Annotated in this window: 14 protein-coding genes; 7 read left to right on the plus strand and 7 right to left on the minus strand. The window is 56.1% G+C overall.

The window, feature by feature from the left end; genetic code table 11:
• The first annotated feature begins 133 nt into the window (after positions 1 to 133).
• The gene (locus tag AC3DKS_RS07435) at positions 134 to 1,483 is read left to right on the plus strand and encodes an aspartyl protease family protein (RefSeq protein WP_015755672.1); all 1,350 of its coding nucleotides are present in this window, start codon (positions 134 to 136) and stop codon (positions 1,481 to 1,483) included.
• Positions 1,484 to 1,635: 152 nt separating this feature from the next.
• Here the strand turns inward: AC3DKS_RS07435 and AC3DKS_RS07440 are convergent, their stop codons facing one another.
• Positions 1,636 to 2,022 (minus strand): DUF1573 domain-containing protein, encoded by a 387-nt coding sequence (locus AC3DKS_RS07440; RefSeq protein WP_015755671.1) that lies wholly within the window; start codon positions 2,020 to 2,022, stop codon positions 1,636 to 1,638.
• Between the two features lie 199 nt (positions 2,023 to 2,221).
• On the opposite strand from AC3DKS_RS07440, the gene AC3DKS_RS07445 reads away from it, so the two are divergent.
• Complete coding sequence (locus AC3DKS_RS07445; protein ID WP_015755670.1) at positions 2,222 to 4,852, plus strand: valine--tRNA ligase; 2,631 nt, start codon at positions 2,222 to 2,224, stop codon at positions 4,850 to 4,852.
• A gap of 100 nt (positions 4,853 to 4,952) precedes the next feature.
• Here the strand turns inward: AC3DKS_RS07445 and AC3DKS_RS07450 are convergent, their stop codons facing one another.
• Positions 4,953 to 6,125, minus strand: a complete 1,173-nt coding sequence (locus AC3DKS_RS07450) for a hypothetical protein (RefSeq protein WP_202944102.1) — start codon at positions 6,123 to 6,125, stop codon at positions 4,953 to 4,955.
• Positions 6,126 to 6,406: 281 nt separating this feature from the next.
• Between AC3DKS_RS07450 and AC3DKS_RS07455 the strand changes: the two genes are divergently transcribed.
• The 5 genes from AC3DKS_RS07455 (at position 6,407) to AC3DKS_RS07475 (ending at position 11,435) form a co-directional block, all read left to right on the plus strand.
• Positions 6,407 to 7,690, plus strand: a complete 1,284-nt coding sequence (locus AC3DKS_RS07455) for a sensor histidine kinase (protein WP_431170874.1) — start codon at positions 6,407 to 6,409, stop codon at positions 7,688 to 7,690.
• Entirely contained in the window at positions 7,671 to 8,381 is a 711-nt protein-coding gene (locus AC3DKS_RS07460; RefSeq protein WP_015755666.1) for a response regulator transcription factor, read from the plus strand. Before AC3DKS_RS07455 ends, AC3DKS_RS07460 begins: the two co-directional genes overlap by 20 nt.
• Before the next feature lie 89 nt (positions 8,382 to 8,470).
• A complete protein-coding gene (locus AC3DKS_RS07465) occupies positions 8,471 to 9,106 on the plus strand; it encodes a leucine-rich repeat domain-containing protein (RefSeq protein ID WP_148214398.1) in 636 nt (211 codons plus the stop codon).
• 211 nt (positions 9,107 to 9,317) lie between these two features.
• Positions 9,318 to 10,586, plus strand: a complete 1,269-nt coding sequence (locus AC3DKS_RS07470; protein WP_015755664.1) for a sterol desaturase family protein — start codon at positions 9,318 to 9,320, stop codon at positions 10,584 to 10,586.
• A gap of 87 nt (positions 10,587 to 10,673) precedes the next feature.
• The gene (locus AC3DKS_RS07475; RefSeq protein WP_015755663.1) at positions 10,674 to 11,435 is read left to right on the plus strand and encodes a creatininase family protein; all 762 of its coding nucleotides are present in this window, start codon (positions 10,674 to 10,676) and stop codon (positions 11,433 to 11,435) included.
• Between the two features lie 2 nt (positions 11,436 to 11,437).
• Here AC3DKS_RS07475 and AC3DKS_RS07480 read toward each other — a convergent pair whose 3' ends face one another.
• The 5 genes from AC3DKS_RS07480 to ftsH are packed head-to-tail and all read right to left on the minus strand — an operon-like array spanning position 11,438 to position 15,913.
• Positions 11,438 to 11,701 carry an acyl-CoA-binding protein gene (locus AC3DKS_RS07480; RefSeq protein ID WP_015755662.1) on the minus strand — a complete coding sequence of 88 codons (264 nt, stop codon included), beginning with the start codon at positions 11,699 to 11,701 and terminating at the stop codon, positions 11,438 to 11,440.
• Positions 11,691 to 12,362, minus strand: coding sequence for a phosphatidylserine decarboxylase family protein (locus tag AC3DKS_RS07485; RefSeq protein ID WP_015755661.1), 672 nt, complete (start codon positions 12,360 to 12,362; stop codon positions 11,691 to 11,693). Before AC3DKS_RS07485 ends, AC3DKS_RS07480 begins: the two co-directional genes overlap by 11 nt.
• Positions 12,352 to 13,155, minus strand: a complete 804-nt coding sequence (locus tag AC3DKS_RS07490) for a phosphatidate cytidylyltransferase (RefSeq protein ID WP_015755660.1) — start codon at positions 13,153 to 13,155, stop codon at positions 12,352 to 12,354. The genes AC3DKS_RS07485 and AC3DKS_RS07490 overlap by 11 nt, the downstream gene beginning before the upstream one ends.
• Before the next feature lie 2 nt (positions 13,156 to 13,157).
• On the minus strand, positions 13,158 to 13,772 hold the full coding sequence (locus tag AC3DKS_RS07495) for an LUD domain-containing protein (protein ID WP_474731552.1): 615 nt from the start codon (positions 13,770 to 13,772) through the stop codon (positions 13,158 to 13,160).
• Positions 13,773 to 13,822: 50 nt separating this feature from the next.
• A complete protein-coding gene (gene ftsH / locus AC3DKS_RS07500) occupies positions 13,823 to 15,913 on the minus strand; it encodes an ATP-dependent zinc metalloprotease FtsH (protein WP_272607466.1) in 2,091 nt (696 codons plus the stop codon).
• Positions 15,914 to 15,916 lie beyond the last annotated feature (3 nt).

The raw sequence follows: 15,916 nt of genomic DNA on the forward strand, positions 1-15,916 counted from the left end.
CACAAAAATGGGAAAACCATTCGGTCCCCGCAACCCCAATCGCATCCTGTGGGAAGGGAGGGGGCCTAAGGGGATGTTAAAAAAGCCTTCGGTGTCCGATAAATTAGTAACTTTAAGAGATACACCACTGGTAATGAAGCTTGTACGATATGCGCGGATCGGGTTGCTTCTGGGGATAGTACTCTGCTGTTTCCGGGGGGCGGCGCAGCATTACCAGTTGCTGGACGGCCGGAAAAAAAGCCCGAAGATCCCATTCGAATTGGTGAATAACCTGATGATTATCCCCCTTGAAGTCAACGGGACCCCGCTGCGTTTTATCCTGGACACGGGCGTGAACAAACCCATCCTCTTCAACGTTGCCGACCAGGACTCCATAGAGCTCCGAAATGTTGCCAAAATCCAGATCCGCGGTTTGGGAACGGGCGACCCTATCGACGCGTTGCGTTCCACCGGCAATATTTTCAAATTAAAGGGTCTGGTAAATCCCGGCCAGCAGTTGTACGTGGTGCTGGACAGGGAAATGAATTTTTCGCCTTCCCTGGGCATTACCATCCACGGAATCATCGGGTACGACCTGTTCCGGGACCACGTGGTGGAAGTCAATTACGGCAGGAAGTTCATCCGGTTTCACAACCCGGCCACCTACAGGCACAGGAACCGGTCGCGGGAGGTAACCGTCCCGATCACCATCGACAGGAACAAGGCCTATGTCAGCGGGGGCGTCACCCTGGAAGACGGGGAGGAACTGGATGTCAAGCTCCTGATGGACACCGGGAGCAGCGATGCGCTCTGGTTGTTCCGGGATGACGACGAAGGGCTCTACATACCGGAAAAACATTACGAAGATTACCTGGGCAAAGGGCTGAGCGGTACCATCTACGGGAAACGGACCAAGGTCAAACAAATCCGGGTCGGCGACTTTGTCCTCAACGACGCAAAAGCGGCCTTCCCCTACCTGGATTCTTTCAGGGCACTCCCAAACCTGGGTGACCGGGATGGCAGTATCGGCGGGGAGTTGCTCAAACGCTTCAACATGGTGTTCAACTACCCGAGCGGGGAGCTGACTCTCAAACCGAATGCGCATTTCCGCGACCCCTTCCATTTCAACCTGGCGGGGATTGAACTCGAGCACGCCGGGGTCCGCTATATCGCCGAACGCATTACAGATTCGCGGGGCGTGGTGCAGCAGGATGAAGAAGACACCTTTGGTACGGTCCAGATACTGACTTCCCAGAGAACCCGCCTGAGCCTGGTGCCCGAGATCGTCGTTTCCGCCATCCGTGCCGGCAGTCCGGCCGAGGAAGTTGGCCTCCGGCAGGGAGATGTGATCCTGGCGGTGAACGGCAAGTCCGTGCACCGATACAAGTTGCAGGAAATCATGAAGATGATCAACGAGAAGAAGGGGAAGCGGATCCGGTTGCTCATTGAGCGCTACAACCGGGACCTGCTATTTTCCTTTACCCTGAGGGAACTCTTTGAATAGGCGGGGAGGGTACTCTTTGAATAGGCGGGCTAAGGTGGCCGGTTCCCGGCCGGTTATTTCCCGCTACGGCAGGCGCACCGGGCATCCCGGGATGCACAAAAAAAATCCCCCGGTTTTTCCGGGGGATTTTCTCGAGGTTCAAATCGTAATTTTTACTTCCCTTCAACGCCTTTAACGGTTCCTTTTATCTTCAGAATCTTCGTCGGGGTGTCCGCATTGGAAATCACCGTAATCGCCTTGCGGATCGGACCTACCCGATTCGTGTCGTATTTTACCTGGATTTCCCCGGTTTTCCCGGGCATGATGGGGGCTTCCGGCTTCTTGGGGATCGTACATCCGCAGCTGGAACTCACCTTGCTGATGACCAGGGGTGCATTGCCGGTATTCGTAAATTCAAATACGCGGAGGCCGTCGCTTCCCTTGTCAATCTCACCGTAGTCGACCGTTTCTGTCTTGAATTCGATCTTTGCAGTTTTTTCCTGTGCGGAAACACTCCAAGTCAGTAGGCCTACAAACAATAGAATTACTACTTTTTTCATTGTGGTTCATTTTGGGTGAACTTCAAATGTAGCCATTGAGGCAGGAACATCCAAAATTCTTTTGTTATCTACTAACGTTACTTATTTTTGTTTCGTATTTAATCTTGCTGACAATTTTCGGGCGGCAGGCCGGATTACCCGGTATTTTCCCCGCTCCGCAAACCGTCCGCCCCCTTAGATCAAAAACCATACCAAAATAATGGATATCCCCTCAAAATACGACCCGCAACGGGTTGAAAAACAATGGTATACCTATTGGATGGAGCACGAATATTTCCGCTCTGTCCCGGATGAGCGGGAACCCTATACCGTGGTAATCCCGCCGCCCAATGTCACCGGGGTCCTCCATATGGGCCATATGTTGAACAATACCATCCAAGATGTCCTGGTGCGCCGGGCCCGGATGATGGGGAAGAATGCGTGCTGGGTACCGGGTACGGACCACGCCTCCATCGCAACGGAGGCCAAGGTCGTTGCCAAACTTCGGGACGAAGGAATTTCCAAAGATTCCATCAGCCGGGAGGAATTCCTGAAGCACGCCTGGGACTGGACCCACAATTACGGGGGGGTTATCCTGGAGCAATTGAAAAAGCTGGGTTGTTCCTGCGACTGGGAACGCACCAAATTCACCATGGATCCCGATATGGAGGCGTCCGTGCTGCAGGTTTTCGTAGACCTATACAAAAAAGGCCTGATCTACCGGGGGTACCGGATGGTGAACTGGGATCCGGAAGCCCGGACCACCCTCTCGGACGAAGAGGTGAATTACGAGGAACGCCAGGGTTTCCTCTACCACATCGCTTACCCGGTGGTGGGCAGCGAATCGCGCGTAGTGATAGCCACCACCCGCCCCGAAACCCTCCTGGGTGATACGGCGGTATGCGTACACCCCGAAGACGAACGCTACCTGGACCTGCATGGCAAGCGCGTGCGGGTGCCGATTTGCGACCGGGAGGTCCCGGTAATCCCGGATGAGTACGTCACTATGGAATTCGGTACAGGCTGCCTGAAGGTCACCCCGGCCCACGATGAAAACGATTATGCACTCGGGGAGAAGCACGGCCTGGAAATCGTGGATATTTTTAACCCGGATGCCACCCTGAACGCCCATGGGTTGCACTATCAGGGTATGGACCGGTTCGAGGCCCGCAAGGCTATCGTAAAGGAATTGGAGGCGAAGGGCTACCTGGTGAAAACCGAACCCTATACCAACAAGGTCGGGACGTCCGAACGCACGCGGGCTGTTATTGAGCCCCGGTTGTCCGACCAGTGGTTCCTCCGGATGGAGGAGCTGGCACAACCCGCGCTTAAAGCCGTACTGGAGACCCGCGACGTCCGCCTGGTACCCTCAAAGTTTGAGAATACCTACCGGCATTGGATGGAGAATATCCGCGACTGGAACATCTCACGCCAGTTGTGGTGGGGTCAGCGCATTCCGGCGTGGTACTACGGGCCGGGGCAGGCAGATTTCGTCGTCGCGGCAACGCCCGCGGAGGCCCTGGAGCAGGCCCGGGAACAATCCGGGAACCCGTCCCTGCAACCCGACGACCTCCGGCAGGACGAGGATGTGCTGGACACCTGGTTTTCCTCCTGGATCTGGCCGATCAGCGTGTTCGGGGGGATCCTGGAACCGGAAAACGAGGAAGTGTCCTACTACTACCCGACCACCGACCTGGTTACCGGACCGGACATCCTGTTTTTCTGGGTGGCCCGGATGATTATTGCCGGGTATGAATTCCGGGGGGAACGCCCTTTTGAAACCGTTTACCTGACCGGGTTGGTCCGGGATAAACAGCGCCGGAAGATGTCCAAATCCCTGGGGAATTCCCCGGATGCCCTGGAGCTGATATCCGAGTTCGGGGCCGACGGCGTGCGGGTGGGGCTGTTGCTGAGCGCGGCGGCCGGGAATGACCTGCTGTTCGACGAGTCGCTTTGCCAGCAGGGGAAGAATTTTGCCAACAAGATCTGGAATGCCTTCCGTCTGGTCCGCGGTTGGGAGGTGGCGGACCGGGAGCAGCCCGAGTCGGCCGCCCTGGGGGTTTCCTGGTATCGGGCAAGGTTTTCTGCCGTCCTGGCGGAAATTGAAGATCATTTTTCAAAATACCGAATCTCCGATGCGCTGATGGCCACCTATAAACTGCTTTGGGAGGATTTTTGTTCCTGGCTGCTGGAGATTGTCAAACCCGCCTATGGGGAGCCCATAGACCGGAAAACCTACGCCGAGGTAATCGGCCTCTTTGAGGACAACCTGCGGCTGCTGCACCCGTTTATGCCCTTCCTGTCCGAGGAGGTCTGGCAACATATCGCCAAGCGGTCTCCCCGGGAGGCCCTGGTGGTCGCTTCCTGGCCCGAGGCACCCGACGCGGACCCTGCTCTGCTCGCGGAATTTGAATTTGCCTCGGGGGTAATTTCCGGCGTTCGTACCATCCGGAAAGACAAGAACATCCCCTTTAAGGAAGCGCTGCAACTCCACGTGCTCGACGAGGAAAACCAACCGCGCAAATGGGATGTGCTGATCCGGAAACTGGCCAACGTGGAAGAGCCCGTCTATTGCGAACAGCCCCCTGAAGGAGCCCTGTCCTTCCGGGTTCGCAGCAACGAGTATTTCATCCCCCTGGAAGGCGCTGTGGATGTGGGGGAGGAAATCCGGAAGATCCGGGAGGAACTGGAATATACCCGGGGCTTCCTGGCATCCGTGAGGAAAAAGCTCTCCAACGACCGGTTTGTGGGCAATGCTCCGGAAAAAGTTGTGGCCCTGGAGCGAAAGAAGGCGTCGGATGCCGAAGCGAAGATCGAAACCCTCGAGAAAAGCCTCGCCAACCTGCAATAGGCCGCTGGCCTGACAAGTGCATGAAGTTGGCTATCCGGGAAGCCAGGCGGTTATCAACAAGCCCAAGTGGGTTAGAATAAACCCATGGGTAAACGAATATCTACCGGTTAAAAGGATCCTGCTTTTCCGGGTCCAGTTTCACGCCGGATCCGCCAAAACGATACGCTACTGCCACATTGATTACATAATCCGCAAAGGCGGCATCTCCGGCGCGGGGCTGGCCGGTCGCTTCCTGGGTTTCCAGGTCGGTCAGGCTCTGGGGCCGCTCCCTGCGGACGGCAACCGGCACACTCAGGCTCAGGGCAAACGGGCCGCTCGTGTAGGTGAGGCCCGGGTCGATGGCCAGGACGTTCCCGGGCCTCCTGAAACCGCCGCTCCCCCCAATAACATCTTTTACGGGTACCCCGTCAAACCGCGCCCCGAGCGATCCGGTAATCGCAGGGGAAAAGGGGTGGCTCAGGCCCAGGCGAACGGAATACTGGTCCGGGACGGACATGACGGCTTCGTTTTGCAGGATCGGGCTCAGGGTTTCCCGGAAGGTCCGTACCCCGTTGGTCTCCCTGGGGTTAAACAGGTAAAATCCCCCTCCGTACAGGAAAAGGGACGGGCTGAGTTCCCGATAGAATTGGATTTCGGCAGTAACCCCAAAACCCCCGTCGCCTACCTGGATGGACTGGTCTACCGGACGCACCTCCGGGCCGCCTTCGGGCCCGACATTGTAGAAAATATCGGTGGCCTGGTAGTTGCCTGTTGGCAGTTTCATCCCCAGGGCGATGGCGACATTCCCTTTGGGGAGCGAAGCGGGATCCTGCAGCCAGTAACCGACATTCCACCGGATATCCGCCAGGCCCCTGGAAAAGGTGGTGTTGCGCTGATCCCGCCCGTGTTCGTACAGGGAGGAGCGGGTGTTGATTACCGTAGGGATCACCAGGCTGGCAAACCAGCGGTCTGAGATGCCGTAGGTGGCCACAAAATCCCAGGCGTGGGAGTGGTTGATCACCTCGGTCTCGTTAGCCACCCGGTCCGGTTCTTCCTCAGTGCCGCGAAAATGGCGGAAGGATTTAAAATACCGGTAATTGGCGCTGAGCATCAATCCGCCCTTCGCGAGGATGTTGTTCTCCGGATGTGTGCCGGTACAACTCGAAAAGTGCCGGATTGCGACGCAACCCTGGGCGGAACCCAGGGAAGGGATCAGCATGGCCAGGCATACCAGGACCGGTGACAAGCGGCGTAAGGAATGTTGGGTCATTGTGGTGACGGGTGTTTGTTTCATGGGTATTTAATTGCTTTCGGTTGTTTGTATGGGTTTCCGGCAGCGTTTGTTCAGCCTCCCGCGGCAGACTGGTAATTGTCATGCAGGCCGGGGCGGTGTCCGGGCCTTTGGTTGGCAAGACCCTGGAGAAAGTGCTACCTTTAACCGGGGCAAATCTAGGGGATGCCCCGTATCCCGGCGGCTGGGATGGGGTTAATTGGATTAACGAAAGGTTAATGAAGTTAAACCCGGATTAACGGTTCCGCCGGTAACGATTAATTCGCCTTTTTTGTAGGAGCATTTTGAACAGGAGAGTTCTCTTTATAGCACTTTTTGTGATATCCATCGGCGGGCTGGCTTTTGTCCAGTACCGCTATCTGCGCATCGGGCTGAGCCTGGCGCGGCTGCAATTCGCCCGGCAGATTTCCGATGCCGGGGCGGATATCCGGAGCGGGCTCTACGCTAACAACCAGCTGACGTATCTGCTGGGGAGTGTCCTGGAGCGCGACAGTACGCGCTTTAACACCGGGATGGACCATATGCGGGATGCCTCCAGGCATTTTTTGGAGGACTACCTGAAAGAAAAGCTGATCGACAATGAAATTGATGCGGATTTCACCTTTGAGCTCATGACCCGGGACAGCAGCTACTATCTCGCGTCGGCCGCAGGCAATCGCAGGCCGGACCCCCGGTCTGCCTATCCCATAGAACTGGACGGCTACCTGCCCGAGCGGGTTGGGCAACGGCTGATCCTGCAACTGCAGTTTGCCGACCTGACCACCTATTTCCTGCTGCAGCTCAACGGGCTGACCTTTCCGAGCCTGCTCTTCCTGGCCGGGATCCTGATCGCCGTGCTCTGGGTTTTGCGAACCTATTACTGGCAGGAGCGGACCATTACCACCACCCATGAATTCATCAACAACCTGACCCACGAATTGCGGACGCCGGTATTTTCGATCAGCCTGGCCGCCAAGATTCTCCGGGAAAAGCTGCCGGAAGAGGAAAAGCCCCTGGCCGACACCATCCTGCAGCAAACCGCCCGGGTTTCCGGGCATATCGACCAGGTACTCGAGCTCGGCAACCTGGAGCGGGCCTCCGGGTCCATCCCCATGGAACCCATAAACCTGGCACCGGCGCTCAGGCAGCAATGCGAGCAGTTCGTGGCGCTTTGCGACCTGGAGGGCATCCGGTTTACCCATACCCTCCCGGACGGCCCCCTGCAGATGAACGGATCGGTTTTCCACCTGGAGAATGCGGTGAGCAACCTGCTGGACAATGCGCGCAAATACGGGAAGGGCAGCCCGGTACACCTCGAAGCACGCAGGGATTCGGGAAGGCTGCTCATCTCGGTAAAGGACCAGGGCCCGGGCATGGCCGCAGCCGAGCAGAGGCGCATTTTCAGGAAGTACTACCGGATCCCCGAGGGGGACCGGCAGGAGGTTCGCGGTTACGGCCTTGGGCTGAGCTATGTCAAAACAGTGGTCGACCGGCACCGCGGGAAGATCCGCGTTGAAAGCGAACCCGGCCGGGGGACCGAAATAACCATCGAATTACCACTATCGAACCATGGAAGCGAAAACCTATAAATTGCTGCTCGTAGAGGACGATACCTCCCTGGGGTACCTGCTAACGGAATACCTGGGGATGAAGGGCTTTGACCTGCGATGGATCCAGGCCCCTTCCGAGGTGATGCCGCTTTTGGAGCAACGGGCCTTTGACCTGGTCATCCTCGACGTCATGATGCCCGGCACCGACGGGTTTACCCTGGGCCGCCAAATCCACGATCGCTTCCCGGGCCTGCCTTTTATCTTCCTCACGGCCCGTTCCATGAAGATCGACGTGCTCAAGGGATTTTCGGTGGGGGCCGTAGATTACCTCAAAAAACCGATAGACGAGGAAGAACTGGTCGTCCGGATCGAAACGCTGTTGTCCCGCCTGGAGCCGGTATCCGGCGCCGAGCCGGAAACCACCCTGAAACTGGGCCGGTACACCTTCGATAGCCTGAACCAGAAGCTGCTTATCGACGGGGAAGAACGGTCGCTGACCAATCGGGAAAGCGAATTGCTCGCCCACCTGGCCCGGAACCGGAACAGGCTTTGCACCCATGGGGAAATCCTCAAAAGGATCTGGGGCCGCAACGACTATTTCAACCGGAAGAGCCTGAATGTCTTCATTACCCGCCTGCGCAAACTCCTGGATGCGGACGACTCCCTGAAAATCGAAAACATCCACGGGCAGGGTTTTATTTTCAGGATCCCGGGCAACGGGGATCGCTGAGGGGAAGAATCGCAAAAAAAATGAGGTTCCGGAAACCCCAGGCCTTAGCTGGAAGAATTGACGCTAAATCCGTATTTTGTAAATAAAAAATGCGAAAGATTTGGATGATCCTGCCAGCTGTGCTGATTTTGGGGTGCAGCGACGATGAAAAAGAAGTTTCTACCGAATATCCGCCCGATCCACTGACCGAAATCCCGGATGCCCGTTTTGAAGCTGCGCTGGTTAATTTGGGCTATGATGATACTGTTGACGGGAACGTCAGAACATCGGCTATTGCATTCGTGGAAGACTTGAACCTGGATAACCGGGAAATCGAGAATCTCAGCGGTATTGAGGATTTTAAGGAGTTGGTGAATTTATCCGTTCGTGGAAATAACCTGGAAAATCTCGATCTTTCAGCCAACACGTCCCTGCTATTTATTTGGGCAGAAAATAATGCAATTACTTCACTGAGTATCGGCCAAAACACGGAAATTGAAAAAATCGGTTTGTCCGGAAACCAATTGGAGTCTATCTCGCTGAGTACCTATACGCGATTGCAATTATTGACCCTCGCCAATAACCAAATCAGTCGGCTGGATGTTTCCGCCTTTCCAGATTTGAACACAATGGCCGCCGAGGGCAATCCGCTTAACTGTATCCAGGTCAGTGCAGTCCAATTGGATAATATACCTGGGAACTGGTCAAAGGACGCCACGGCCGAATACAGTGAGGACTGTCCGTAATTTTCGGAGACTGTCCGAAATTTCCGTTGGGTATACGGGGATCCTCGCGCTTTAGCTGACTACATCCGGGCCGATTTGTCAATCACGCCCAACGGTTGTGTAGCAACCGGTAATGCGCCCAAAGCGTTCAGTCCAATAACATTCCGGTTTGTGCCCCCCGTTCCTTTCGGATTCTGAGAGAATGCCTATTTTTAGGAAAAACCGAGTATTAATGGAGGCCTATGCCACCGCCCTGTTGTATGCAATCCCTTTTTTTCTGCTGCTGATGGCAGTGGAAATCGGTTACGGGGCCTGGACCCGGAACCAGAAATACAAGCTGATGGATACCGTGAGCAGCATCAGTTCGGGCCTGACCAATGTGGTCAAGGATTCCCTGGGGCTGGTGGTCGTCCTGGTATCCTATCCGTATTTGCTGGAACACCTGGCGCTCATTGAGATTCGGGCAAGTTGGGGTGTTTGGTTGGTGGCTTTTCTCGCCATCGATTTTGCCGGTTACTGGAATCACCGCCTGAGCCACCGCGTCAACCTGTTCTGGAACCAACACGTCATCCACCACAGCAGCGAAGAATTCAACCTGGCCTGCGCCCTGCGCCAACCGATTTCCAACCTGGTAGGCTATTTCTCCCTGCTGCTGCTGCCGGCCGCGATCCTGGGGGTCCCCGAACAGGTAATCGCCATCCTGGCGCCCATCCACCTCTTTGCGCAATTCTGGTACCACACCCAGCACATCGGGAAGATGGGCTGGCTCGAATACGTGATCGTAACCCCGTCCCAGCATCGCGTTCACCACGCGATCAACCCGGAGTACATCGATAAGAACCTGGGGCAGATACTCTGCGTCTGGGACCGGATGTTCGGGACCTTTCAGGAAGAGCTGCCGGATGTCCCGCCCCAGTACGGCGTGCTGAAGCCCGCCGCCACCTGGAATCCGATCCTGATCAACTTCCAGCATCTCGGGAGGCTGCTGGCCGATGCCTGGCGTACGCGGAGCCTCCGGGACAAATTCCGCATCTGGTTTATGCCCACGGGCTGGCGACCGGCTGATGTAGCCGTCAAGTACCCCCGGAAGGGGATTACGGACGTTTACAATTTCCGCCGGTACGATACCCCTGCGGGCCCGTTGCTGAAAGCTTATGTGATATTTCAACTGGCCGTTACCCTGGCGTTGCTCATTTTTATGTTTTACAATTTCGGTTCCATCGGGTCTTCCGGACTCCTGCTTTCGGGCGGGCTCCTGTTTGCGGGAATCTTCGGGTTTACCGCCCTGATGGACGGGCAGCGGTTTGCCCCGTTGATTGAAGTTTTGCGCGCCCTGGCCGGCGGGTGGCTTATCTACAGGACCGGCGACTGGTTCGGGCTCGATGCGTATTGGGCCCTGGGCAGTACGGCTGTGGCCGTATATTTTGGCATCACCCTGGCCGGGGGCATTTATTTCGGTACCCGGACCCGGCCTGCGAGGGATGCGCCCCTGGCGTACTGATCCGGGCAGAAAATAAAAAGGATGAAACGTCGGGGTGACAATTTCCGAACCATCCGCTCAACCCCTACATTTAAAATTTCAACGAATATGCGACCCTATATACTTGCAGAAACGAATTGGAAGGCCCTGAAGGAGACCCGGTTTGACCTGGCCATCCTTCCCTGGGGAGCCACGGAAGCCCACAATTACCACCTGCCCTACGGGACGGATAACTACGAAGCGGATGCCCTGGCTGCGGCAGCGGCCGCTCATGCCTGGGAAGCGGGTGGCCGGGTGGTGGTCCTGCCGACCATTCCGTTCGGGGTCAATACCGGGCAGGCGGACATCTACCTGGACATGAACCTGAACCCGAGCACACAGCTCGCCATACTGGATGATGTGGCGGCTACCCTCCACCGCCATGGCATTCAAAAACTGGTCGTGTTCAACAGTCATGGCGGGAATAATTTCAAAGCCCTCCTGCGGGAACTCGGCCTGAGGTACCCGGACCTCTTTGTATGCATGACCAATTGGTTCCGGGCGATGGATCGGGAGACGTATTGGGAAGCCCCCGGGGACCATGCCGATGAGGCGGAAACCAGCCTGATGCTGCACCTTCGGCCGGACCTGGTACTTCCCAGGGAATCCTGGGGGGACGGGGCTTCCCGGAAATTCCGTATCGAGGGGCTCAACCAGGACTGGGCCTGGGCCGAACGAAAATGGTCCGAAGTGAGTGCGGATACCGGGGTAGGGGATCCTTCAGCGGCATCCGCGGAAAAGGGTGCCCGGTTTTTCAGGGACGTAAGCCGGAAGATCGGCGCATTCCTGCTGGAACTCTCCCGGGCCGATCCGGCGGATATGTACGGGTAGCGCTACTCTTTGGGCAATTCGCGTTGCACCAGGTCGATATAGGCCTGCATAGCCCCTTCCGGGGTAACGTTCCGGGCCTGGATGAGTGCGTTGGCCTTAAAGGCGTTGATCAGGGGCTTTTTACTCCCGGGATGGCTGTAATCCTTGTTGGCTATGCGGTAGTAGGCGTAGAGTTTCAACAGGAAATCAGCCGGCAGGGGCTTGGTATAGCTGTTGACGCGGTCAACTGCCTGCCTGAACCGCGTATGGAGGTCTTCACTCATCATCCCGTTGTTGTGGTAGGGTTGCTATACACGTCTGGGCGCCGCGGACTTTTTGCTGAAGCCTGGCGGTTATCGTACTGTTCAGGGGCAGGATCACATCTACCCGGGAGCCGAATTTTATAAAACCCGAATCCTCGCCCTGCTGAACGCTTTCGTCTTCTTCTGCATAATTCACAATGCGCCTGGCCATGGCTCCTGCAATTTGGCGATACATGATTTCGCCGAATTTGGGCGTCCGGATCACCACGGTGGTCCGCTCGTTCTCTTCGCTCGATTTCGGGTGCCAGGCCACCAGGTATTTGCCCGGGTGGTACCTGGAGTAGGTAATCACCCCGCTGGCCGGATATCGGGTTACGTGCACGTTGATGGGCGACATGAAGATGGAGATCTGGATGCGCCGGTCGCGGAAATATTCCTTCTCTTCGATTTCTTCGATTACCACCACCTTCCCGTCTACCGGGGCGAGGATTTCATCAAAGTTTTTGGGGGCTATCCGCCTGGGGTTTCGGAAAAACTGCAGGATCAGGATCAGGACGACAATTGCCGCAACCTGTACCCCGATACGCCACGGGGCCGATACGACATGGTGTTCGGCCACGACGGCCAGTAGTGCACAAAGCACAAAGGTGATCAGGATAATCCGTTGGCCTTCCCTATGAAACATAGCTGAGAATTAATAATGTCAAATATGCAAAAGGCGCGGCAAATACCAAACTGTCCAGGCGGTCCAGCATCCCCCCGTGTCCGGGCAGGATGGCCCCGCTGTCTTTGATGCCGGCTGCGCGTTTCAACCGGGACTCGATCAGGTCGCCGTAGGTCCCCATGCCGACCAGCACGAGCCCGAGTACCACCCACTCCCAGGTGTGCAGTACCGGGGTGAGGTATCCCAGTAGGGCCGAAGCGGCTATTGCGAATACCATCCCCCCGAGGGTCCCCTCTATCGTCTTTTTCGGCGATACAGAGGGAAACAACTTGTGTTTGCCGATGGTTTTGCCCACCAGGTAGGCAAAGGAATCGTTCACCCAGATCAGGATAAAAATACCCGTTATCAGGTATTTGGCAAAAACGTCGTCCTTGTAGGGGATCATGGTCAGGAAAATGCAGCCCCCGCCGATATAAAAAAGCCCGACGAGGAACTTCTGCAAATTGGTAAAGGGGTTTTTGCGTTTGCTGTACAGCCAGGCCATCAGGGTAATATTCACAACCAGGGTCAGCATGAGCAGCAGCCGGATCAGTATTACGTCCCGGGTCAGGTAGATAAACACCCACCACAGCCCCAGGTAGGCGATAAAGATGTAATATCCCCTGAGGAGCACCAGGCGCTTGTATTCGTAGAGGCAGGCCAGGCCAAAGACCATAAAGAGGAAATCGAAGGCGTCCGAACTGAGGAAGACCGCGGAGAGCAGGAGTAAAACGTAAAGTACGCCCGTGATCAGGCGTCTGAATACCTCCCTCATGGCTACAGATCCTCCAATAAGAGCAGGTACAGGTGTTTTGAACTACTGCCGTAGGTGAGAAAATCCTTGGCGTTTTCGGTGGTTGGCTGGAAGTGTTTCAGCGTGGTGATGTTCGCCGGGATTCGATTTTTGTACTTTTTCTTGATGATTTTGAGGCCTTCCCCAATAGATTCCACCAGCTGGCTGGTGGTGGCGAAGACGATGATGTTTTCCGGGAGTTCGCCCAGCTTCTTCTCCAGCAACTGGTTGGAGCAAACCAGGATGGACCCGTTCTGGGCCACCAGGTGTTCGCAGGTGGTAAAAAAGACCCCGCTTTGGGCGCTTTTGGATGAAAATCGGAGGTTTTCGTTTTTAAACCGCTCCTCCAGGGTGGGGTTCATCACAAAAAAAGAGGCCTCCTGCCATTGGTTCTCCTCCACGATGTTTTTCAGGGCTTCCCGGACCTCCTCAAAATTATCGCAATAGATAAATTTGCCGCCGTTTTTCTTGAACTGAATCGTAAACTTCTCGTCGACCGGAATTTGCAAATCGGGCATATGCACGCCCCGTGTCTGAACCGTTTCCTTGGAACGCTTCTTCTTCTTTCCTCCTCCGAAAAGTTTATCAAATAGCCCCATGAACTGATATTCGTATTGCGGCTACCGCACCGGCACCCGCGTACGACCGCTTAATTCTCTTTTTCAACGGTCTTCTCCTCCTGTTCTTCCGGTGATTCGGGATCCTTGCCGCCGGCCGGTTTTGAAGCCTTGGGCTCCGCGTCGCTCTCCGAACCGTCAGCCTCCGCAGCCCCCTTGTCGCCCGCGTCAGGCGCATCGAGGGTTTTCTCCTGCCCGAGCTTGTCGAATTTTTCAAACGGGCGCTTCCCGAAGATCTTTTCCAAATCCTCCTTAAAGATAACTTCTTTGTCCAACAAACGCTCGGCCAGTTCAATTAATTTGTCCTTGTTCTTCTTGAGGACATCGATGGCCCGCGCGTACTGCGCTTCGACAATCCGGGAAATTTCCTGGTCGATTTTTCGGGCGGTTTCCTCACTGTAAGGCTTGGTGAACCCGTATTCGTTCTGCCCGGAAGAATCGTAATACGTCAGGTTGCCGATGGCTTCGTTCAACCCGTAGATGGTAACCATGGCGCGCGCCTGTTTCGTCACCTTTTCCAGGTCGCTGAGCGCCCCGGTTGAAATCTTGTCGAAGATCACTTTTTCCGCAGCGCGTCCTCCCAGGGTGGCACACATCTCGTCCAGCATCTGTTCGGTGCGAACCAGCAGGCGTTCTTCAGGCAGGTACCAGGCTGCCCCCAGGGATTGCCCCCGCGGGACGATGGTCACCTTTACCAGGGGGGCGGCGTGCTCCAGCATCCAGCTCACCGTGGCGTGCCCGGCCTCGTGGTAGGCGATGGTTTTTTTCTCCTCCGGGGTGATGATCTTGTTTTTCTTCTCAAGCCCGCCGACAATCCGGTCCACCGCGTCCAGGAAGTCCTGCTTGGTCACCGCCTTGCGCTCCTTCCGCGCGGCGATCAGTGCGGCTTCATTGCAGACGTTGGCGATGTCCGCCCCCGAGAAACCGGGCGTCTGCCGGGCCAGGAAGTCCAGGTCCAGAGTCTCGGCCGTCTTAATGGGGCGCAGGTGCACCTCAAAAATCTCTTTTCGCTCCCGGATATCCGGCAGGTCCACGTAGATCTGCCGATCGAACCGCCCGGCCCGCATAAGCGCTTTATCGAGCACATCGGCCCGGTTGGTGGCGGCCAGTACGATCACGTTCGTATTTGTGCCAAACCCGTCCATCTCCGTCAGGAGCTGGTTCAGCGTATTTTCACGTTCGTCGTTGGATCCGGTAAAGTTGTTTTTACCCCGGGCGCGGCCGATGGCGTCGATTTCATCGATGAAGATGATAGCCGGCGATTTGTCTTTGGCCTGTTTGAACAGGTCGCGGACCCGGGAGGCCCCGACCCCGACAAACATCTCTACGAAATCCGATCCGGACAGGGAGAAAAAGGGCACTTTGGCTTCGCCGGCAACGGCCTTGGCCAGGAGGGTCTTTCCGGTTCCGGGCGGCCCCACGAGGAGGGCCCCTTTCGGGATTTTCCCGCCCAGGGAGGTGTATTTATCCGGGTTTTTCAGGAATTCCACAATTTCCTCCACTTCCTCCTTGGCGCCTTCCAGGCCGGCTACATCCTTGAAGGAGGTACGCGTATCGGTTTTCTCGTCAAAGAGCTTGGCCTTGGATTTCCCGATATTGAATATCTGGCCGCCGGCACCGCCACCGGCCCCGCCGGACATCCGGCGCATCAGATAGATCCAGATCCCGATAATCAGGACAAAGGGGAGGATGGTCAGGAGGAGTTCCATAAACACATTGGACTCCGTATCGTAGTCCACAACAGTGTCCAGGTTGTTCTCCTGCTTGATTTTCTTGATGTCGTTCTCGAAGTTCTGCAGGTCGCCGTAGTCCAGCACGTACTGGGGGACGCTGCCCGAACTCAGGGAGAAGGGCTGGTCGGATACATCCCGGTGCACGTCCTTGGTCATGGCTTCCTCGGTGAGGTATACCCGTGCCTGACGCGTATTGGTGATGATCAGAATTTTATCGATATCCCCGTTCCGGAGAAATTCCTGAAGTTCCGACGTAGTCGTTTTACTGGTGGGCGACAGGCTGTCGCTACCGAAGAACTGGAAGCCGATGAGGAATACGATGATTAAACCGTATATCCACCAGGAACTGAATCGCGGCTTTTTTTGGGGGGTTTTATTGTCTTTTGCCATTGT

Source organism: Robiginitalea sp. (assembly GCF_982776155.1).